The following is an 18,701-nucleotide window of genomic DNA, read 5'->3' as shown; positions in this document are numbered from 1 at the left end:
TCGCTTAGCCTCCGACGCTCAGGCCGCGCCGGGAACCGTCATGATCAACGACCTCTGGTACAAGAACGCGATCGTCTATTGCCTCTCCGTGGGCACCTTCCAGGACTCCAACGACGACGGCGTGGGCGATTTCCAGGGACTGGGCCGGCGCATGGACTATCTGCAGGGCCTCGGCGTCACGGCTCTCTGGCTCATGCCCTTCCAGACCTCGCCCGGCAAGGACGGCGGCTACGACATCGCCGACTATTACAACGTGGACCCGCGGTACGGCACCCTGGGCGACTTCGTGGAATTCACGCACGCCGCCCACCAGCGCGGCATGCGCGTGATGATAGACCTGGTGGTGAACCACACCTCGGATCGCCACCCCTGGTTTCGTGATGCGTGTCGCAATCCGAAGTCGAAGTACCGCGACTGGTACGTGTGGTCGAAGACGCGTCCGGAAAACGCCGACGAGGGCATGGTGTTCCCCGGCGTGCAGAAGAGCACCTGGACATACGAGAAAACCGCCAAGGCGTGGTACTTCCATCGCTTCTTCCAGTTCCAGCCCGACCTCAACACCTCCAATCCCTATGTGCAGGCGGAAATCCTGAAGATCATGGGGTTCTGGACGCAGCTCGGCGTATCCGGCTTCCGCATGGACGCCGTGCCCTTCGTGATCGCGACCAAGGGTGCCGACGTCAAAAAGCCTAAGGAACAGTTCGACATGCTGCGCGGCTTTCGCGAACTGTTGCAGTGGCGCCGGGGCGACGCCGTGATCCTTGCCGAAGCGAACGTGTTGCCGCGCGACGACATGGAGTATTTCGGTTCGGACGGCGACCGGCTGCAGATGATGTTCAACTTCCAGGTGAACCAGCACCTCTTCCACGCGCTGGCTTCCGGCGACGTGCGATCGCTGGCCGGCGCGTTGAAGAAAACGCGGCCGCGTCCGGCAACCGCGCAATGGGCGCAGTTCCTGCGCAACCACGACGAACTCGACCTTGGCCGCCTCACGCCTTCGCAGCGCGAACGCGTCTTCGCGGAGTTCGGCCCCGACAAGGCCATGCAGCTCTACGACCGGGGCATCCGTCGCCGCCTTGCGCCCATGCTGCGCAACGACCGCCGACGACTCGAACTGGCGTACAGCCTCCTTTTCACGCTACCCGGCACGCCGGTGCTGCGGTACGGCGACGAGATCGGCATGGGCGACGACCTGTCGCTGCCCGAACGCGAATGCGCGCGCACCCCCATGCAATGGTCCACGGAGCCCTATGGCGGGTTCACCCGGATACGCAGCGGAGGGAAATCGGTGATCTCCGATGGCCCTTTCGGGTTCGCACACGTCAACGTGGCCCAGCAGCGGCGCGATCCGGGCTCCCTGCTGAACTGGATGGAGCGCGTGATCCGCATGCGGAAGGAGATTCCGGAGGTGTCCTGGGGCGATTTCGAAGTGCTGCCCCTGGACGACAACGCCGTGCTGATGCTGCGTTACACGTGGCGCGGCAATGCCGTGCTGTTCCTGCACAACCTGTCCGACGCGCCGGTGGAGGTCGATTTCGCGGGCCCGGCCCAGCTCACCAATGTGTTGTCGGAAGACCACAGCCGGCCGGACGAGCAGGGCCACCACCAGGTCATGCTGGAGCCCTATGGCTACCGCTGGTTCCGCGAGGGTGGCCTCGGTTACATCCTGGATCGTGACGAAGTCGACGGAGTTTGACGGAATTTAGCGGCGGATTCCCTCACGGTACCCCTTATGGGGGTAGGTGCCGATCCTTGCATGCGCAATGCTTGGCTCCTCCTTCGGTATCTCGAAAGGATCGGCCACCATGTATCGCGCCGAACCCGCTTGCAGCATTCGTCTGGCCGCGTTGCCCACGGTCATCGTCGATCTCGCCCAACGCTCCGCCGCCATCGAACGCGGCGACCGCCGGGGAAGCACCAGCCTCGTGGAAGACCTGCGAGGACGGGCACAACTCACGGAAATTCCGCTCGACGGTGCCGCCGACGACCTGCTCCTGGTCTACCGCGCCGCGTGCGCCGCCGACGCCGACGGGGCGGGCGCCATCCTGTTCCGCAGACAGGCCGAGGGTGAGGCCGAAAGCAGCCACCCGCCCGCGGTTCGCTCGCTGGCCCAGGTCTTGTTCGACAGCCTTCGCGCCGAGGCACCGAATACCCCGTTGCTCGCCCATGTGGCCCTGGCCCTCCGGGCCTTGCTCGGGGGCGCCTCGTCCCGCGACGAGGGCGCCACGCCGCGCGGCGGGCTGGCCACCTGGCAAGAACGCCGGGCCGTCGCCTTCATGGACGAACGGTTGGACCAGTCCTTTCCGGTCTCGGCCGTGGCGGAGGTCTGCGGCCTGTCCGTCAATCATTTCTCCCGTGCTTTCCGTCGCAGCATGGGCAAACCGCCCCACCGCTGGCTGCTGGACCGTCGCATCGGGCGTGCGCGCGAGCTCCTTCGCGAAACCAACCTCGCCCTGGCCGACATCGCCCTCGCCTGCGGGTTTGCCGAACAAAGCCACTTCACGCGTGTCTTTACCCGTACCGTCGGCATGCCGCCGGGAGCATGGCGACGCGCGGCGGACTAAGCATGACCAACGACGACAACACGGTTTCGACCCTGTGCCTGGGGCGCGACCTCATGCTGGCGGGGTCGCGGCTGCGCGACGCCGTGGGCCGCCGCGCCCAGCGGGAATTCGGGCTCACGGCACTGCAAGGCGAGTTGCTGCTCCTGCTCACCGCGCGCGGCAGCATGATCTCCACCGAGCTCGCGGCCGCGTGCGGCGTGAACGCCAGCACTGTCACGCACGCCGTGGACGCCGGAATCGACCGGGGCCTGATGCTGCGCGAACGCAACGAGGATGACCGCCGCCTGGTCGACATCGTCCTGACGCCGGCCGGCAAGCGCATGGCCGAGAGGGTCCGGGCGCTGGTGGCCGACCTGGCCCGCACCGCATTGGAGGGAGTGGACCAGCCCGGGCTGCTGGCCGAGAGCCTGGCCCAGGTCACCCGCAACCTGGAAGAGGCCAAGGTCCCCAAGGACACCCCCTAGGGAGCCTCTAGGCGGTTCGGCGCCCGAAGATCAGATGGAGCCCGAACAGGGCGAACACCGCGCCAGCACCGCCGTCGATCCAACGGCTGGCGCGCACGTAGGCCCGCCGCATGGCGGGCATCGCGAAAATGCCGGCCACCACCGAGAACCACGCCACCGTCTCGAGCGTGACCATGGCCCACAGGCCCCAGCGCGCGGCACCCGACATGCCGTCACCCACGAAGGCGGAGAAGATCGAGGCGAAGTACACCGCCGCCTTCGGGTTCGCCAGATTGGTCGCCAGGCCCTTCAGCAGGGCGCGCCACGGGCTGGAACCGCGCACGTCCACGACGGGCACGGCGGCGTCCGCCTTCGCTTTCCAGGAGGCGCGCAGCATCTGGAATCCCATCCAGCAGAGGTAGGCCCCGCCGGCAACGGCGATGCCCCGTTCCAGCCACGCCAGCCGATGCAGGAGGATGTGCAGGCCCAGCAGCGCCAGGGCCGCCCATACCGCCACCCCCAGCGCGATGCCCACCACCCCCGCGAACGCTTCGCGCGGCGACCGGCTGGCCGCGAGCTGGGACACGAAGAAGAAATCGGGTCCCGGGGTGATCAGGGCGACGATCTGGACGATGGCGATGGTGAGGAAGAGGTTCATGGTGCGAGCGTAGTACTCGGAACGGGGCGGCGGAAGTCGCTGGGCCCCTGCCTGCGCAGGGGCGACGGCGAGGCGGCACCGGGCTCTTGCGGTGGCGCGCGGGGCATCGTCGCCCGTGCGCAGGCAGGGGCTTGGCGACTTTCCGCGGGGAATCCGCCACATCCATTCCGCGATGCGCCTTGCCCGCGGGGCACTCCTCCCGTAACCTCGCGTTTTTTAAAGTGGTCACGGGGCTGCCCCCGTCCTTCCAAGGGGTAAGTCGCGATGCTGGGTCTGTTGGGCCACGTTCTCTTTGGCCTGTTCGGTTTGGTGGTGCTCGTCGCCATCGCATTCTGTTTCTCCAACAACAAGCGCGTGGTCGACTGGAAGCTCGTCGCCACCGGCGTGCTGTTGCAGATCGTCTTCGCCGCCATCGTGCTGAAGGTGCCGCTGGGCCGCGATGTGTTCGACGCCATCGCCACCGGCTTCGTACGCCTCCTCGACTACGTGGACGTCGGTTCGCGCTTCATCTTCGGCAGCCTGCTGGACAGCGACAAGTTCGGCGTGATCTTTGCCGTGAAGGTGCTGCCCACCATCGTCTTCTTCGCGGCGCTCACCGGCGTGCTCTATCACCTCGGCGTGATGCAGCAGATCGTGAAGGGCATGGCCTGGGTGATCACCAAGGTGATGCGCGTGTCGGGCGCCGAGACCACCAGCGTCTGCGCCAGCGTGTTCATCGGCCAGACCGAAGCGCCACTCACCATCAAGCCCTATATCGAGCGGATGACCCAAGCCGAGCTGATGACCGTCATGATCGGCGGCATGGCGCACATCGCCGGCTCGGTGATGGCCGCCTATGTGGCGATGCTCGGCGGCGACGACCCGGTGCAGCGCATGTTCTACGCGAAGCACCTGCTCACCGCGAGCGTGATGGCCGCGCCGGCCACCATGGTGCTGGCCAAGATCCTCGTGCCCGAAACGCAGGAACCGCTCACCCGCGGCACGGTGAAGATCGAGGTCGAGAAAACCACCGCCAACGTGATCGACGCCGCCGCGACCGGCGCGGGCGACGGCCTGAAGCTGGCCATGAACGTCGGCGCGATGCTGCTGGCCTTCATCGCGCTCATCGCCCTCATCAACGGTCCGGTGCAGTGGGTGGGCACGATCGGCGGCGACCACAGCCTCAACGCATGGCTCACTGCCACCACGGGTCATCCGGTTGCGCTCAGCCTGGAAACGATCTTCGGGTGGATCCTCGCCCCGGTGGCGTGGCTGATCGGCGTGCCCTGGCAGGATGCCACCCTCGTCGGCAGCTTCATCGGCCAGAAGGTGGTCATCAACGAATTCGTGGCGTACGCCGACCTCGCGCGCCACCTCGATGAGCTGCTGCCGCAGAGCCGTCTCATCGCCACGTACGCGCTGTGCGGCTTCGCCAACTTCTCCTCGATCGCCATCCAGATCGGCGGCATCGGCGGCCTCGCGCCAAACCGCCGCGGCGACCTTGCCCGCCTCGGCCTGCGTGCCGTGCTGGGCGGCTCCATCGCCACCTTCATGACGGCGACCATCGCCGGCGTGCTCGAGCAGTTCTGACGCGTGGCCGGCGTCCGCCTGCTGGTCGTCGGCGGCTATAGCGAGGAAGAGCGCTGGCGTACGCCGCGCATTCCCAAGGCCGGCGAGCCCGCCTACGCCGACGAGTTCGACCGGTTGCCGGGTGGGAAGGCGTTCCACCAGGCGGTGGCCGCCGCCCGCGCAGGCGTGCCGACCGGGCTCGTTGCAGCGATCGGCGACGACACCATCGACCCGTCCGGCCTGCCGGCCAACGTCGTGGCCCGCTGGCAGGTGGTGTCCGGGGTGCGCACGGGACGCACGGCCATCGTCACGGACACGAAGGGGCAGATGCTCTCCGTGCTCTCTGCCGGCGCCAACGCCCACCTCGATGCGGCGTTCATAGCGCACCAGTCCGATCTGTTCGACAGTGCGAAGGTGCTGCTCGTCTCGACCGAGGCGAACATCGACGCCGTGGCCGCCACGCTGGAACTTGCCGGCACGAAGCGCCTGCTGCGCGTACTCGATCCCGGCCCGCTGCCGCCGGGGCTTTCCGTGCGCGAGTTCGCCAGCACCGACGTGCTGCTGCTCGACGTGCACGAGTTCGCCCGCGTCTGCGGGCGGTTCCTTTCCATCGATATCACCGCGAACGCGGTGACAGGCATGGACGACACCACGATCAATGCGCTCGCGCGACGCCTATGCGCCGGCACGGTGGTGGTCTCCCTCGACCGCAGCTGCCTCGTATCGCACGGCAGCGATCGCCATGGCGACCATACCGACCTCTATCGCGTGCCCACCTGTGGCGCGGGCGACGTGTTCAAGGGCACGCTCGCGGCAAGGCTGCTCGACGCACCGTGCTTCCGCGACGCGCTGCTGGCGGCCTGCTCGGCCTCTGGCTGACCTGCGCTTTGTGGGCCCCTTCCGAGGCAAGCGGAGCTCTGTGTGGGAGCCGCTTCAGCGGCGATGGGTGCTCGCCCCGGGCTCGCCCGCTGCCGCGGGATCGCCGGCATAGCCGGCTCCCACACAAAGCCTTCCCACAACCCACGAGGCAAGCCCCAACCAGGACTTCCCACGGGCACTTCAAGGATTGAGCTTGATCTCGTACACCGCATCCCAACGCTTGCCGGTGACGAACAACCGATCGTGCGCGGCGTCGTACGCGATGCCGTTGAGTACGTCGTCGGCGGGGTCCTGGACATGCTGCATCGCCGCCAGATTCCTCAGGTCGATCCATCCCACCACGTGTCCCGTGGCCGGATCGATCCGGGCGATGCGCGAGGTCTGCCACACGTTGGCGTAGATCTCGCCCTTCACCCATTCCAGCTCGTTGATCTGCTCCAGCGGCTTGCCATTGACGGTCACATCGATCGAACCCGTCTGCGCGAAGGTCTGCGGATCGAGGATACGAATGCGCGGCGTGCCGTCGCTCATGAAGATGTGCGCAGCGTTTCGCGTCATGGCCCAGCCTTCGCCGGGATAGTGGATCTCGCCCAGCAGCGCGAAGGTCTTGCGATCGTAGATGAACCCCACGCCTTCACGCCATGAAAGCTGCAGGATCCTCGAACCGCTGGCGACGATGCCTTCGCCGAACACCTGCCGCGGCACGTCGCGCCGCTGCACCACCTCGCCCGTATCCAGGCGCACCTTGCGCAGGCCGGCATCCGCATAACCGCCCGTACTCTCGAAGAGATATCCGTCGTCGTAGTACAGGCCTTCGGTGAAGGCCTGGCGGTCATGCGGATAGGTGTGCACGATGCGCACGGTGGACGTGGGAACGTCCACCGGCGCCGATACCATGATCATCAACCGTTCTTCTTCAACCAGGCGTCCACCGCCGGCAGACGCTCGTTGCGCACCATGACGCGGTACTTGATGTTGGCCATGCTGGTTTCCGCGTCGCGACGCGACGTGGGCTCGATGTACTTGTCGGCGAACGCCTTGATCTTGTCCACCATGGCGATATCCATCGAACCGCTGGCCAGCCTCGGGTAGTAGCGCGAGGTCGAGGTCGAATCCACGAAGTGATCCACCTTCTCCTTGTTCGCCACGGCGAAGTCGAAGGCCAGCGCCGGATGCTCGCGCGAGGCTGCCGAGATCATGGCCGCGCTGTTCGTCGCGCCCGGCTCGTCGGTGAGCGCGAGTTCGAGCGCGCGCTTCGCGAGGGCTTCGTCTTCCGGCGTTGCCAGCAGCGCGTACAGGCGGTCCTTCACCAGCGGGGTCTTCTCCGCCTTGGCTTCTGCGTGCAGCTTGTCCCAGGTGGCGGCGTCGGCGTTCGCGGCGACCACCGACAGGATCGTCTTGCGCAGTTCGGCCGGCATGGCGTTGGCGGCGTAACGGCGACGGGCCTCGGCGATCACCTTGGCGTCGCCAAGGTGCGAGAGCGTGGCGATGAGGTCGGAACGCAGGATCGCAACGGGTGCCTCCTCCCCTGCCTTCGCCTCCCAGCCCACCTGCGCGAACTTCGGTTCGAGCCGCGCAATGGCGTACTTGCGCAGCGCGGCCTGGCGCTTCGCGTCGCCGTCGTAATAGCGGTCCAGCGACGCGAGGTCGCCCGCCACCTCTTCCCACAGCACCGGCGAAGCGTCCAGCGGCACCGCCTTGATCAGGTCGAGCACGTCGGAGGCCGGCTGAAGGCCGGCCATGCCCAGCGCCCACACGTCCGAGGCAAGCCCGAGCTGGTCGATCGGCTCCAGCTTTGCGAAGGCACCTTCCAACGCCTTCATCTGCGCCGGCTTGTACAGCGTGCGGTAATAACCCGTCTGCCCGGCGTTCACCACCAACGGCGCGCAACCCTCGACCGTCAACGTGCCCGAGCCGTCCGTCAGCAGCGTGGACGACGGCTTGCCGCCCACCGTCTTCGCGAGCACCGGCACGTGCCACGCCAGCGGCTTCTTCTCGGGACGGTCACGGGTGAATTCGCCCTGGGACAGTTGCAGGGTGGTGGAACCGTTGGCGCAGGACACCGATTCCACGCGCACGAGCGGAATGCCCGGCTGCAACGTGAAGTCGTGGGCCACGGTACTCACCGGCTTGCCGGCGGCCTTGTCGATTTCCTTCCAGAGGTCGTCGGACACCGTGTTGGAATACTGGTGCGCCTTGATGTAGGCCTGCACGCCCTTCTGCCAGGTGTCGGCACCGACGTAGGCCTCGAGCATGCGGATGACCGACTCGCCCTTGGAGTAGGTAATGGAGTCGAACGCCTGGCTGGCCTGCTCCACCGTTTCAACGTGCTGGACCACCGGATGCGTGGTGGCGACGGCGTCGCGCGCCATGGCGCTCTCGCGGATCGACACGGCCTCCAGGTTGGTATGCCATTCGGGATGCAACCGCTCCGTGGTGCGCGAGGCCAGCCACGACGCGAAGCCCTCGTTCAACCACAGGTCGTCCCACCAGCGCATGGTCACCAGGTCGCCGAACCACTGGTGCGCCATCTCGTGCGCAGCGGTATTGAACACTTCCTGCTTGTCGGACTGCGTGGAGATGGAAGGATCGAGCAGCAACGCGTATTCGAAGGTGTAGATCGCGCCCCAGTTTTCCATCGCCGAGAAGAACTGGCTCTGGCCAGGCGAGGCGATGTTGTCCAGCTTCGGCAGCGGGTACGGCACGCCGAAGTATGCGTTGTATTCCTGCAGCACCGCCTTGCCGGAGTCGAGCGTGAACTGCGCCTGCGAGGTAAGGCCCTTCTGCGTGATCACGCCGATCTCCACGCCGTCGCTCTTCGTCGTGGCGCGATCGAATTCGCCCAGACCGAAGAAGAGGAGGTAGGTGGACATCTTGGGCGACGGCTGGAACGTCACCTGGGTGAGGCCGTTACCCAGATCCTTCTTCGAGGCGGCCGGCATGTTGCTCACGGCCATCTCGTTGCTGGGCACGGTTGCCTGCAGAGTGAAAGTGGCCTTGTAGGCCGGTTCGTCCCAAGACGGAATGAAGCGGCGCGCGTCGGAGTTCTCGAACTGCGTGTACAGCGCGCGCTTCTTGCCGTCCGCCTTCGTGTCGTAGTCGATGGCGAACAGGCCGTTCGCTTGCGTGCCGATCTTGCCGGTGTACTTCATCGACAAGGTGTACGAGCCCACGGGAACCGCGTGGTCGAACGTGAAGGTGGCGGTCTGCGTTTTCTCGTCGATGGCGACCTTCGGCGCGGCAAACTTCGCCTTGCCCTTCGCCGGAACCAGGGTCACGTCGGCGAAGCTCATGTCGATGGCGTTGAGCGTGATGGACGCGGTGGGTTCCAGCACGTCCACGGCGATGGACACCTTGCCGTCGAACGTGAGCTTGTCGGCATGGGGCACCACGGACACGTCGTAGTGCGTCGGACGCACCGAGCGCGGCAACTGGGTGGTGGCGAGCTGGCTGGTGTCGGCGGCGGGCGCGGCAACGGCGGCGGCGGAGAGACCGGCGAGCGCGAAGGCGATCGCGCTGACGAGAGGTGTACGCATGGAAAGGCCCTTGGTTCGCACCCCGCCGGACATCCGGCGGCGGTACATCCGCCGATGGTCGTGGCCGCGGCCGCGCAGGGGAAGCGCCGGAAGTCACGGCCGCAAGTTTTCGCGGCACCCCTGTGGGAGCCGGCTTTTGTGGGAGCCGCTTCAGCGGCGATGGGTGCTCGCGGCAAGCTGGCCCGCTGCCGCGGGATCGCCGGCAAAGCCGGCTCCCACAAAAACCGTTCTACCAGACCTTCCACCAGCGGCGCTTTTCGAGCTTGCGCAGCGCCTTCAGGTGCCCGCGGCCGGCCGCCTTGCGAAACCAGGCCCGGGCGATCGACGCGTTACGCGGCACGCCTTCCCCGCGTTCATGGAACAGGCCCAGCTCGAACTGTGCGTCGGCATGACCGGCGCTCGCGGCGTGGCGGAGGAGCCGCACCACCTCGGACACGTCGCGGGGCAGGCCGCGGCCTTCGTCCAGCATCTTTGCCAGGGCGTATTGCGCGGGCGCGTGCGCGCGCTCCGCGGCCAGGGCGAGCCAGCGCACGGCCTCGCGGTCGTTGCGGGCCAACCCGTCGCCGGATGCCAGGCGCTGGCCGAGCAGGAACTGCCCTGCCGCGTCCTGCGGCCCGAGCCGGGCCGGCTTGTTCTGCGCCGCGTCGGTCCCTCCACTAGAGGGCGCCAGATCCGCCAGGTGCCGGCGTGCTTCGCTGTCGCCCTGCTCGGCTGCCAGGCCGAACCAATAGCGTGCCTGCTCGCGGTCTTCCGGCAAGGCGCTGGCTTCGAGGTGCAGCTTGCCGAGGGCGAACTGCGCGGAACTGTTCCCAAGTTCCGCCGCGCGCCGGTAATGGTGTTCCCCCGCCACCGTGTCGCGGGGCACGCCAATGCCGTCGCAGTACATGTGCGCAACGCTGCACAGCGCATCGGCATAACCGGGAGCGTCGGGCTGGCCGCGCTCCACGGCGCGGCTGTAGTAAGCGAAGGCAAGCTCGGCATCGCGCGACACGCCGCGTCCGAAATAGTGCGACACGCCGAGGTTGACGCAGGCCTGCACGTGGCCCTGGTCGGCGGCGAGGGTCCACCAGCGCAGTGCTTCGGCGCGGTCGGCAGTCACGCCCTGGCCCCTGGCGTGGAGCGTGCCCAGGGCGCATTGCGCCTCGGCCGAGCCCGCTTCCGCGGCACGGCGGTACCACCCGGCCGCCTCGAAGGGATCGCGCGGCACGCCAAGCCCTTCCGCATGGATCGCGGCAAGGCGGCACTGGCTTTCCAGATGACCCTGCTCCGCCGCCCGACGGAACCATTGGGCGGCGCGCGCACGATCCTGGGGCACGTGTTCGCCCTCGGCGTACATGTGCGCCACCTGAAACTGCGCCCGCGCGTCCCCCAGCTGGGCGGCCTTTTCCAGGCGGCCGAACTTCTGCAATGCGTCCATCTCGGCGACATAACGATGGTCACCGAGCGCGCCCGATCTCCCCTGCGACATCCCATTCCCCTGCGAAGGCCTGCCGTTCGTGGGGCCGGATCATAGGGGTAAGCGGGCGCGGAAGATATCGGCTTTTTGGACAGGTGCCGCGCCCACCCCCTCCCGGGGTGCCGCGAGGACCCTCCAGGGCTTGAGCCGCCGCGATATTCAACGAAACACGGAAACTGATCCCGCCAGCGGCCGGTTTCCCAGCGCGGCCCAGACGCGCACGATGCGCCCATCGCCATCGGAGATCCATCCATGAAAGCCATCGTCTACACCCAGCACGGCCTGCCCATCCAGGACCCCCGGTCACTCGTCGAGATGGACCTTCCCAAACCCGTGGCGACCGGCCGCGACCTGCTCGTTGCCGTGAAGGCCGTGTCGGTCAACCCGGTGGATACCAAGGTGCGCAACGGCATGACCACGGCGGAACCGCGTGTCCTCGGCTTCGATGCGGTGGGTACCGTGGCCGCGGTGGGCCCCGAGGTCACGCTCTTCAAGGAGGGCGACGAGGTGTACTACGCCGGCTCGCTCATCCGCCCGGGCAGCAACGCGCAATTCCAGCTCGTGGACGAACGCATCGTCGGCCACAAGCCGCGCACGCTCGACAATGCGCACGCCGCCGCGCTTCCGCTTACCTCACTGACGGCGTGGGAAATGCTGTTCGATCGACTGAAGATCGCCGAGGGCGGCAACGGCGGTGAAACGCTCCTTGTGATCGGCGCCGGTGGCGGTGTCGGTTCCATCCTGGTGCAGCTGGTCCGCCAGTTGACGAAACTGACGGTCGTCGGCACGGCATCGCGCAAGGAAACGGCCGACTGGGTTCGCGAGCTGGGCGCGCACGAGGTCATCGATCACGGCAAGCCGCTGGGCCCGCAGCTCGAAGCCTTGGGTATCGGGCAAGTGGACCACGTGATCGGCCTCACCCACAGCGATGACTATTTCGACCAGATCGTGGAGCTCGTGAAGCCGCAGGGCCGGTTCGGCCTCATCGACGATCCGAAGTCGCTCGACGTCACCAAGCTGAAGCGCAAGTCGATCTCCTTGCATTGGGAGTCGATGTTCACGCGCTCGACCTACCAGACACCGGACATGGTGGAGCAGCACAGGATCCTCGACCGGGTGGCGGCGCTGATCGACGACGGCACGCTGCGTACCACGCTGGGCGAGCACTTCGGCAGCATCACCGCGGAAAACCTGCGGAAGGCGCATGAACTGATCGAGAGCCACAAGGCCCGGGGCAAGATCGTGCTGGAAGGCTTCGCGTAAGGGGCGTAGCAGGAGCGCGCCCTAGTCGAGCATCGCGCGGATCCGGCTCAGCAGCATGTCGATTTCAAAGGGCTTGGAGATCATGTCCGTGCCCCGGCTGAGGAACCGCGATCGTTCCATCGCGTTTTCCGCATAGCCGGTCATGAAAAGCACCGGCAGCGTGGGGCGCCATGCGCGCGCGGCCTCCGCCAGTTCACGCCCATCCATGCCGGGCATGCCGATGTCGGTCAGCAAAAGGTGCACCGCCTCATCGCCTCGCAGGATGCGCAACGCGTGCTGCGTATCGCCGGTGGCCGTGCAGACATAGCCGGCCTCTGTGAGTACCTCGGCAGCGAGCTGGCGCAGGGAGTCGGTGTCTTCGACCAGCAGGATGCGCTCCCCCTGCCCGCCCGATATCGGCACATGCGGGGCAACTTCGGATTCGACCTCGCGCTCGCTGGCAGGCAACAGGATGGACACGTCGGTGCCACGCCCCGCCGTGCTCCGTATGCGCGCCTCGCCACCGGACTGGCGGGCGAAACCGTAGATCATCGAAAGCCCAAGGCCCGTGCCCTGACCCAGCGGCTTGGTGGTGAAGAAAGGTTCGAACACTTTCTCAAGGAATCCCGCGTCGATACCCGAACCGTTGTCGGACACGGTCAGTTTCACATAGTCGCCATCGGCCAGCGAAGGATCGCGCTCGATGTGCTGCCGCCGCGTGCGCACGCGAATGACCCCGCCATCCGGCATGGCGTCGCGCGCATTGATCACGAGGTTGATCACCGCGTTTTCCAGCTGGTTCGCATCGACGTCGGCCACGACCGGCGTCGGCGCCAGGTCGAACTCCAGCACGATGCGTTCGCCAAGCGTGCGTCGCAACATGTCGTCGAGCGAGAGCACACTCTGGTTCACATCCGTCGCCTTCGCGTCCAGCGGCTGCTGGCGCGCGAAGGCCAACAGGCGGTGGGTCAGCGATGCTGCGCGGCGGGCGGAACCCAGCGCCGCGTCGGCGAATCGCTGAAGTTTCTCCGTCTTCCCGCTTTCCAGCTGACGATTGATGAGGTCGATGCCCGTGATGATGCTGGTGAGCAGATTGTTGAAGTCGTGGGCGATACCGCCGGTAAGCTTGCCCAGCGCATCCATCTTCTGCGCCTGGAGCAACTGCGACTCCGTGCGCTCGCGCTCGGCGATTTCGATGGCTAGTTGGCTATGGGCGCTGTCGATCTTCTGGAGCTGGTCGCGCTCGCGACGGCGTTGTTCGGTCACGTCCTCCACGAACACCATGCCGGCTTCGTCGCGGTAAGGCGTGACGCGCCATTCCGTTTCTCGCATGCCCGAGCGCGAGCGCATGCACAGGATGCCGTGCCATCGCTGCTTGGTGGCGAGATTGTGCCGCATCTGCTCAAGCGCGCCGTCCTGCCCCGATTCGAAGCACTGGACGAGCGAGCCATCGCAATCCGCATCTTCCAGCAGCCGTCCGAAGGCCGGGTTGCTGTCGAGGATGCGCAGATCGCCGTCCAGCACCGCGATGGGGGCGGCGATGTTCGTGAAAATCTCGCGGAATCGTGCTTCCGCGGCACGTAGGGCGTCTTCCGCATCGCGCACGCGGATGAGGGTGCGCAGCGTCGCCAGCAGCACGTCCGGGTCTACCGGGTGGATCAGGTAAGCGTCGGCGCCGTTGTCCAGACCGGTAATCAGATCGCCCGTGTCGATGGACGCCGCGGATACGTGCACCACCGGCAGCAACATGGTTTCGGGGACTTCCCGCAACCGCCGCACGACGTCGAACCCGCTCATGTCCGGCAGGTTCACATCGAGGATCAGGGCGGCGAATTCACGCGTGGCAAGTTCGTGCAGGCCATCGGCACCCGTGCCCGCTTCCACGGCATCGTAACCGTGCCGCTCCACGGTGCGACGCATCGCATAGCGCGTGGCGGCATTGTCGTCGACGATCAGGAGGCGGCTATTCCTTGGCATCGGTTTCATCCATAGGCAGTTTCAAGGGCAGCACCACATGAAAGACGGACCCCTCGCCCGGTGTACTGGTGACGCCCACTTCGCCGCCGAGGAGGTGGGCGAACTGACGGCACAGCGAAAGCCCGAGTCCGGTGCCGCGCAACCGCTTCTGCAGGGGCGAGTCCACCTGGGTGAAGTCCTCGAACAAGGAATCCTGCAACTCCGGCGGAATGCCGATGCCCGTGTCGCTCACGGCGAAACGCACGTGGCCGTCGTCCTCCATGTGCGCGGACACGCGAACCTCGCCGCGAGGGGTGAATTTCAATGCGTTGGAAATGAAGTTGCGCAGGATCTGGGCCAGCTTCTTGTCGTCCGTGTACAGCCGGGGCATGTTCTCCGGATCTTCGAAGATGAGGTCGGCCTCGGTGGCGTCCATGATGGGACGGAACATGCCCCGCAACGCCGAGAACAGATCCATCAGTTCGAACCAGGCGGGCGATATCGTTATCCGCCCCGCCTCCACCTTGGCCAGGTCGAGCAGGTCGTCCACCATGTCGCTGAGTTCGCGCGCGGCGCTTGCCACGAAGGCGACCTGCTTGTGTTGCTCCACCCCGAGCGCGCCATCGAGCTCGTCGGCGAGCAGGCGCGCGATGCTGAGGATCGACCCCAGCGGCGTGCGGAACTCGTGGCTCATGTAGGAAAGGAAACGGCTCTTCAGTTCCGAGGCCTGCCGAAGCTGCTCGGCCTGCTTGTCCAGTTCCGCATACAGCGCGAGCACGCCCTGGTTCGTTTCCTCCAACTCCGCGCGCAGCCCGGCGTTCTCGGCCTGCAACCGCTCCAATTCGTTGTTTTCGCTCATCGATCCGCTCCAAGGCGCGCGGCCAGGATGGTGATGTCGTCGCGGCCCCGGTTGAAGTCCCGATACAGCAGGGCGGTGACCACCGCGGGATGACGCGACGCCAGCCCGGGATAATCCCGGAGATTCCAGCGCGACATCAAGCCGTCGCTCCACATCAGCATCAGTTTGCCCCGGGCGCCGGGAAAATCGAAAGGCTGCGCACGGCGGGTCTGCACACCGACGATACCGGGATGGGACGCGAGGCCGCGGGACCCGTCCAGTGTCGCCAGGCTTCCCGCGATGTTGCCGATGCCCGCATAGCGCAGGCTCCCCGCCTCCGCGTCGTACTGAGCGATGGCTACCGCGCCGCCGCGGGTACCGGCCATCCCCCCGTGCAATGTGTTCATGAGGTCCACCGGCTCGTCGAAGGCCTGCCCGGTGAAGGCCGCGATGCCCGCGTGTGCCGCCTCATGGGCGGGCAGGCCGTGGCCGAGGCCATCGACCACCAGGAACGAGCGCTTCGCTCCGCGCACCGCCATCGCCCACGCGTCGCCGCAGACCGGCTCGCCTTCCATGCTCTGCTGGGTGGCCCCGAAAAGGAGGTCGGCCCGGCCGAAGCCCTTCGGATACGTGCGCGCCATGACCACCGACCCGCGAGCGTCGGCGTACATGTCCATGACGTCGGTCTGGCGCGATACGGCACCCAGACCCTCGCCCCGCGTGCCGCCGGTGGAAAATCCGTCCGCGAGGCATTCGGCCATGTTGAAACCGGGACCCCGATCGACGGCCACCACGTCGACACCCCGGGCACCATCGCCCGGCACGACCGCCACATGCACCTCGCCGGACGTCGCGTGCTTCAGCACGTTCGTGGCGAGTTCGGTGGCGATCAGCGCGACGCGCCCGCTATCGGTGTCATCGAAACCCGCGTCGACGGCGGCCTGCTGCGCCACTCGGCGCGCCTGCCCCACCTGGGAGGGCTCCTCGACGGCGACGATACGTGTGGTCGGCCCGACGAAGGTCAGTTCCATTTGCAGATGGTGACGCGAGTGCCGACACCGGGAGTGCTTTCAAGAGAGAACTCGTCGACCAGCCGCTTCGCGCCGGTAAGGCCAAGACCCAGACCGCCGCCCGAGGTCCAGCCGTCGGTCATCGCCAGCTTCATGTCCGCGATGCCGGGACCCTCGTCGCGGAAGACGAGGCGCAGCCCGCGGCGGGTACCTTCCTCGACGAACTCCCAGTCCATGTGGCCACCGCCGCCATAGATCACGGTGTTGCGGGCAAGCTCGCTGGCGGCCGTGATCAGCTTGGTCTGGTCGACCAGCCGCAGGCCGCATTCGATGGCGAGCCTGCGCACCGTCTGGCGGGCCAGCACCACGTCTTGCTCGATGCTTATCGGTTGCGAGCCGTCCATGACGGTGTTCATTGTGCGTGCACGCGTTCGCGCAGCAGGCGCATGCCGCGCTCCACATTCAACGCGGTGCTCACGCCCGGCAGGGTCAGGCCCAGTTCCACCAGTGTGATGGCCACGGCGGGCTGCATGCCCACCAGCACCGTTTCGGCATCCATGACCTTGGACAGGCCCGAGATGGTGCCGATCATGCGGCCAATGAAGGAATCGACGATATCGAGCGCCGAGATGTCGATGAGAACGCCCTTGGATCCGTGCTGGTTGATATTTTCGGCCAGATCGTCCTGCAAGGTCAGCGCGAGCTGATCGTGCATGTCGACCTGGATGGTGACGAGCAGAAACTCGCCCATGCGCAGGATAGGGATGCGGTCCATGGGGTCATCGGTCCCTGTGGACCGTGAAGCCTGTGCGTTGGAGCGCCAGAGCCAGCGCGCCGGCGAGGTTGGCCTTCGTGACGATGCCCTGGAGGTCGATGCCGAGGTGGACGATGGTCTGGGCGATCTGCGGGCGCACGCCGCTGATGATGGCGTCGGCACCCATGAGGCGGATGGCCGTGACCGTCTTCAGCAGGTGCTGGGCCACGAGGGTATCCACGGTGGGCACGCCGGTGATGTCGATAATGGCGATCTCGGCACCGGTCTCGACGATACGTTGCAGCAGCGACTCCATGACCACCTGGGTGCGCTGCGAATCGAGGGTACCGATCATCGGCAGCGCCAGCACACCGTCCCACAGCTTCACCACGGGGGTGGACAGCTCCAGCAGTTCTTCCTGCTGGCGCGCGATGACTTCCTCGCGTGATTTCTGGAAGGTGCGAATGGTGTGCAGACCCAGCGCGTCGAGCAGTTCCGATATCGCCCACACCTGGGCGGCCAGTTCGGCCGGATCGCTGGCGTATTCCTCCTGGAGGATGTCGAACAGGGGCCGCTTCAGCGAAAAGATGAAGCTGGCGGTGCTCTGCGAATCGAGACCCTGGAGGGCACGGCTCCGTGACAGGCGTTCGAGGAACGCGCGCGCTTCGCTCCAGTCGTTGCCGGCGATGGAGACGTCGCCCGCCCGCGCATTGCTCGCCAGCAGCCGGATGAATTCACGGGTCTGGCCCTCGATCTCGGCGGGGGAAACGCGGGCATCGCGCGAGACGCCGGTGGCGTCGAGGTTGGCCGTCCAATTGACGAGCAGACCGCCCTCGTTCTTCCGAATGACGTCGATCGTTCGCTGCGTGAGTACAGTCATGGGCATCCCCCGGGAAATCGTTATGATGCGTGCACCGTCTTCACAATGGAATACCACTGCCGCATCCATCGGTGTTGACGAATCCTTCACGCAGGAATTTGTATCTGCGTCGCCCATACTTTTTCAGAGTCGATTCCATGGCCACCGACCGTCCCCTCGTCGTCCTCCTTGTCGAGGACGATGCTGCGATTCGCGAGATCACCTCGATGATCCTCGAAGGCGCGGGCCATGAAGTCCACGCCGTGCCCAATGGCGATGCCGCCGAAAAATGGCTGGAAACCGGCAAGGCCGACGTGCTCTTCACCGACGTGCGAATGCCGGGCCGCGTCACGGGCGAGGCCCTGGCCCAACGGCATGCCGACATGCCCGTGCTGGTGACCTCCGGCGAAGCCCGCGAGCAGCATGGATGGCTGAAGGAAGGCATGGGCTATCTGCCCAAGCCCTACGACCGCCGGGCGCTGCTGGCCGCCCTCGAGCAGGTGGCGGCCTGAGGGGCCCCGTCAGGCCTTGTCTATCACCCGGCAGATCTTGCCGCCAGCGAATCCGAATTCCGAGCTGCCGGTCATGTCGATGACCGTGCCTGCGCGCGGCCCTTCGGGTATGTCCTCGGCTATCTCGCCGTGGAAATCGATCGTGACGACCAGGGTTTCGCCTCTGACCTCCATGGCCACGACCCTCTGCGTACGCGAGGCGAACATCGCGGCGCCCACCCGCGCCAGCTTCTCGAACTCCGCCTTGCCGTCCGTCGCCACGGCCAACTCGCCGCCGCCATGGTGCTCGAAGCGCACGTCGTCCGAGAGCGTGGCGAGCATGCCGTCGATGTCGAAGCGGTTGTAGGCGTCGATATAGGCCTCGACAAGCGCCTGGCGGGCTGGATCGATCATGCGGTGCTCCCTTGAGGGCGAAGAAAAGAACCCAGGCCGATAGTACATAGAGG

General features: G+C 66.5%; 18 protein-coding genes. 7 read left to right on the top strand and 11 right to left on the bottom strand.

The features are described from left to right. The first annotated feature begins 40 nt into the window (after window positions 1-40). The 3 genes from FHS47_RS00410 to FHS47_RS00400 all read left to right on the top strand — a co-directional run bounded on the left by FHS47_RS00410 (window position 41) and on the right by FHS47_RS00400 (window position 3,028). The gene (locus FHS47_RS00410; protein WP_167021824.1) at window positions 41-1,696 is read left to right on the top strand and encodes an alpha-amylase family protein; all 1,656 of its coding nucleotides are present in this window, start codon (window positions 41-43) and stop codon (window positions 1,694-1,696) included. 109 nt (window positions 1,697-1,805) lie between these two features. Then, complete coding sequence (locus FHS47_RS00405) at window positions 1,806-2,564, top strand: AraC family transcriptional regulator (protein ID WP_167021823.1); 759 nt, start codon at window positions 1,806-1,808, stop codon at window positions 2,562-2,564. A gap of 2 nt (window positions 2,565-2,566) precedes the next feature. Further along, the gene (locus FHS47_RS00400) at window positions 2,567-3,028 is read left to right on the top strand and encodes a MarR family winged helix-turn-helix transcriptional regulator (RefSeq protein WP_167021822.1); all 462 of its coding nucleotides are present in this window, start codon (window positions 2,567-2,569) and stop codon (window positions 3,026-3,028) included. 7 nt (window positions 3,029-3,035) lie between these two features. On the opposite strand, the gene FHS47_RS00395 is transcribed toward FHS47_RS00400, so the two are convergent. Then, window positions 3,036-3,665: a homoserine/threonine efflux transporter gene (locus FHS47_RS00395; RefSeq protein ID WP_167021821.1), complete on the bottom strand. Its 630-nt coding sequence runs from the start codon at window positions 3,663-3,665 to the stop codon at window positions 3,036-3,038. Window positions 3,666-3,929: 264 nt separating this feature from the next. On the opposite strand from FHS47_RS00395, the gene FHS47_RS00390 reads away from it, so the two are divergent. Both FHS47_RS00390 and FHS47_RS00385 read left to right on the top strand, forming a co-directional pair. Beyond that, on the top strand, window positions 3,930-5,234 hold the full coding sequence (locus FHS47_RS00390; protein ID WP_167021820.1) for a nucleoside transporter C-terminal domain-containing protein: 1,305 nt from the start codon (window positions 3,930-3,932) through the stop codon (window positions 5,232-5,234). 3 nt (window positions 5,235-5,237) lie between these two features. Beyond that, on the top strand, window positions 5,238-6,092 hold the full coding sequence (locus tag FHS47_RS00385) for a PfkB family carbohydrate kinase (protein ID WP_167021819.1): 855 nt from the start codon (window positions 5,238-5,240) through the stop codon (window positions 6,090-6,092). A 180-nt stretch (window positions 6,093-6,272) separates the two neighbouring features. On the opposite strand, the gene FHS47_RS00380 is transcribed toward FHS47_RS00385, so the two are convergent. From FHS47_RS00380 to FHS47_RS00370, 3 genes are all read right to left on the bottom strand, one after another. Then, window positions 6,273-6,995: a glutaminyl-peptide cyclotransferase gene (locus FHS47_RS00380; protein ID WP_208381711.1), complete on the bottom strand. Its 723-nt coding sequence runs from the start codon at window positions 6,993-6,995 to the stop codon at window positions 6,273-6,275. Then, a complete protein-coding gene (locus FHS47_RS00375) occupies window positions 6,995-9,628 on the bottom strand; it encodes a M1 family metallopeptidase (RefSeq protein ID WP_167021818.1) in 2,634 nt (877 codons plus the stop codon). Before FHS47_RS00375 ends, FHS47_RS00380 begins: the two co-directional genes overlap by 1 nt. Before the next feature lie 229 nt (window positions 9,629-9,857). Continuing rightward, on the bottom strand, window positions 9,858-11,096 hold the full coding sequence (locus FHS47_RS00370) for a tetratricopeptide repeat protein (RefSeq protein WP_167021817.1): 1,239 nt from the start codon (window positions 11,094-11,096) through the stop codon (window positions 9,858-9,860). Window positions 11,097-11,336: 240 nt separating this feature from the next. On the opposite strand from FHS47_RS00370, the gene FHS47_RS00365 reads away from it, so the two are divergent. After that, entirely contained in the window at window positions 11,337-12,347 is a 1,011-nt protein-coding gene (locus tag FHS47_RS00365) for a zinc-binding alcohol dehydrogenase family protein (protein ID WP_167021816.1), read from the top strand. Window positions 12,348-12,368: 21 nt separating this feature from the next. Here FHS47_RS00365 and FHS47_RS00360 read toward each other — a convergent pair whose 3' ends face one another. From FHS47_RS00360 to FHS47_RS00335, 6 genes are read right to left on the bottom strand one after another with little or no spacing between them, the layout of a single operon-like run. Continuing rightward, a complete protein-coding gene (locus FHS47_RS00360; RefSeq protein ID WP_167021815.1) occupies window positions 12,369-14,303 on the bottom strand; it encodes a response regulator in 1,935 nt (644 codons plus the stop codon). Beyond that, window positions 14,290-15,141, bottom strand: a complete 852-nt coding sequence (locus FHS47_RS00355; RefSeq protein WP_167021814.1) for an ATP-binding protein — start codon at window positions 15,139-15,141, stop codon at window positions 14,290-14,292. The genes FHS47_RS00360 and FHS47_RS00355 overlap by 14 nt, the downstream gene beginning before the upstream one ends. Continuing rightward, window positions 15,138-16,151, bottom strand: coding sequence for an ATP-binding protein (locus FHS47_RS00350; RefSeq protein ID WP_167021813.1), 1,014 nt, complete (start codon window positions 16,149-16,151; stop codon window positions 15,138-15,140). The genes FHS47_RS00355 and FHS47_RS00350 overlap by 4 nt, the downstream gene beginning before the upstream one ends. Further along, complete coding sequence (locus tag FHS47_RS00345; protein WP_167021812.1) at window positions 16,142-16,546, bottom strand: anti-sigma regulatory factor; 405 nt, start codon at window positions 16,544-16,546, stop codon at window positions 16,142-16,144. Before FHS47_RS00345 ends, FHS47_RS00350 begins: the two co-directional genes overlap by 10 nt. After that, window positions 16,543-16,905 carry an STAS domain-containing protein gene (locus tag FHS47_RS00340; RefSeq protein WP_167021811.1) on the bottom strand — a complete coding sequence of 121 codons (363 nt, stop codon included), beginning with the start codon at window positions 16,903-16,905 and terminating at the stop codon, window positions 16,543-16,545. The genes FHS47_RS00345 and FHS47_RS00340 overlap by 4 nt, the downstream gene beginning before the upstream one ends. Before the next feature lie 4 nt (window positions 16,906-16,909). Then, window positions 16,910-17,764 (bottom strand): STAS domain-containing protein, encoded by an 855-nt coding sequence (locus FHS47_RS00335; RefSeq protein ID WP_167021810.1) that lies wholly within the window; start codon window positions 17,762-17,764, stop codon window positions 16,910-16,912. Between the two features lie 137 nt (window positions 17,765-17,901). Here FHS47_RS00335 and FHS47_RS00330 point away from each other — a divergent pair, with 137 nt between their 5' ends. Continuing rightward, window positions 17,902-18,255: a response regulator gene (locus FHS47_RS00330; protein ID WP_167021809.1), complete on the top strand. Its 354-nt coding sequence runs from the start codon at window positions 17,902-17,904 to the stop codon at window positions 18,253-18,255. A gap of 9 nt (window positions 18,256-18,264) precedes the next feature. Here the strand turns inward: FHS47_RS00330 and FHS47_RS00325 are convergent, their stop codons facing one another. Further along, window positions 18,265-18,648 carry a nuclear transport factor 2 family protein gene (locus FHS47_RS00325; protein ID WP_167021808.1) on the bottom strand — a complete coding sequence of 128 codons (384 nt, stop codon included), beginning with the start codon at window positions 18,646-18,648 and terminating at the stop codon, window positions 18,265-18,267. Window positions 18,649-18,701: the final 53 nt, after the last annotated feature.

Origin of the sequence: Luteibacter sp. SG786 (assembly GCF_011759605.1) — a bacterium.
In the GTDB taxonomy this organism is placed as follows: domain Bacteria; phylum Pseudomonadota; class Gammaproteobacteria; order Xanthomonadales; family Rhodanobacteraceae; genus Luteibacter.
Note: the sequence above shows the minus strand (reverse complement) of the source record. Positions and strands in the feature narration are given on the sequence as shown.

Excerpts from the sequence above, each read along its gene's own strand:
- FHS47_RS00335 (WP_167021810.1), bottom strand. The coding sequence starts at position 17,764 with ATGACTGTACTCACGCAGCGAACGATCGACGTCATTCGGAAGAACGAG.
- FHS47_RS00390 (WP_167021820.1), top strand. The coding sequence starts at position 3,930 with ATGCTGGGTCTGTTGGGCCACGTTCTCTTTGGCCTGTTCGGTTTGGTG.
- FHS47_RS00375 (WP_167021818.1), bottom strand. The coding sequence starts at position 9,628 with ATGCGTACACCTCTCGTCAGCGCGATCGCCTTCGCGCTCGCCGGTCTC.
- FHS47_RS00380 (WP_208381711.1), bottom strand. The coding sequence starts at position 6,995 with ATGATCATGGTATCGGCGCCGGTGGACGTTCCCACGTCCACCGTGCGC.
- FHS47_RS00365 (WP_167021816.1), top strand. The coding sequence starts at position 11,337 with ATGAAAGCCATCGTCTACACCCAGCACGGCCTGCCCATCCAGGACCCC.
- FHS47_RS00395 (WP_167021821.1), bottom strand. The coding sequence starts at position 3,665 with ATGAACCTCTTCCTCACCATCGCCATCGTCCAGATCGTCGCCCTGATC.
- FHS47_RS00330 (WP_167021809.1), top strand. The coding sequence starts at position 17,902 with ATGGCCACCGACCGTCCCCTCGTCGTCCTCCTTGTCGAGGACGATGCT.
- FHS47_RS00400 (WP_167021822.1), top strand. The coding sequence starts at position 2,567 with ATGACCAACGACGACAACACGGTTTCGACCCTGTGCCTGGGGCGCGAC.
- FHS47_RS00370 (WP_167021817.1), bottom strand. The coding sequence starts at position 11,096 with ATGTCGCAGGGGAGATCGGGCGCGCTCGGTGACCATCGTTATGTCGCC.
- FHS47_RS00345 (WP_167021812.1), bottom strand. The coding sequence starts at position 16,546 with ATGAACACCGTCATGGACGGCTCGCAACCGATAAGCATCGAGCAAGAC.
- FHS47_RS00360 (WP_167021815.1), bottom strand. The coding sequence starts at position 14,303 with ATGCCAAGGAATAGCCGCCTCCTGATCGTCGACGACAATGCCGCCACG.
- FHS47_RS00340 (WP_167021811.1), bottom strand. The coding sequence starts at position 16,905 with ATGGACCGCATCCCTATCCTGCGCATGGGCGAGTTTCTGCTCGTCACC.
- FHS47_RS00355 (WP_167021814.1), bottom strand. The coding sequence starts at position 15,141 with ATGAGCGAAAACAACGAATTGGAGCGGTTGCAGGCCGAGAACGCCGGG.
- FHS47_RS00350 (WP_167021813.1), bottom strand. The coding sequence starts at position 16,151 with ATGGAACTGACCTTCGTCGGGCCGACCACACGTATCGTCGCCGTCGAG.
- FHS47_RS00405 (WP_167021823.1), top strand. The coding sequence starts at position 1,806 with ATGTATCGCGCCGAACCCGCTTGCAGCATTCGTCTGGCCGCGTTGCCC.
- FHS47_RS00410 (WP_167021824.1), top strand. The coding sequence starts at position 41 with ATGATCAACGACCTCTGGTACAAGAACGCGATCGTCTATTGCCTCTCC.
- FHS47_RS00325 (WP_167021808.1), bottom strand. The coding sequence starts at position 18,648 with ATGATCGATCCAGCCCGCCAGGCGCTTGTCGAGGCCTATATCGACGCC.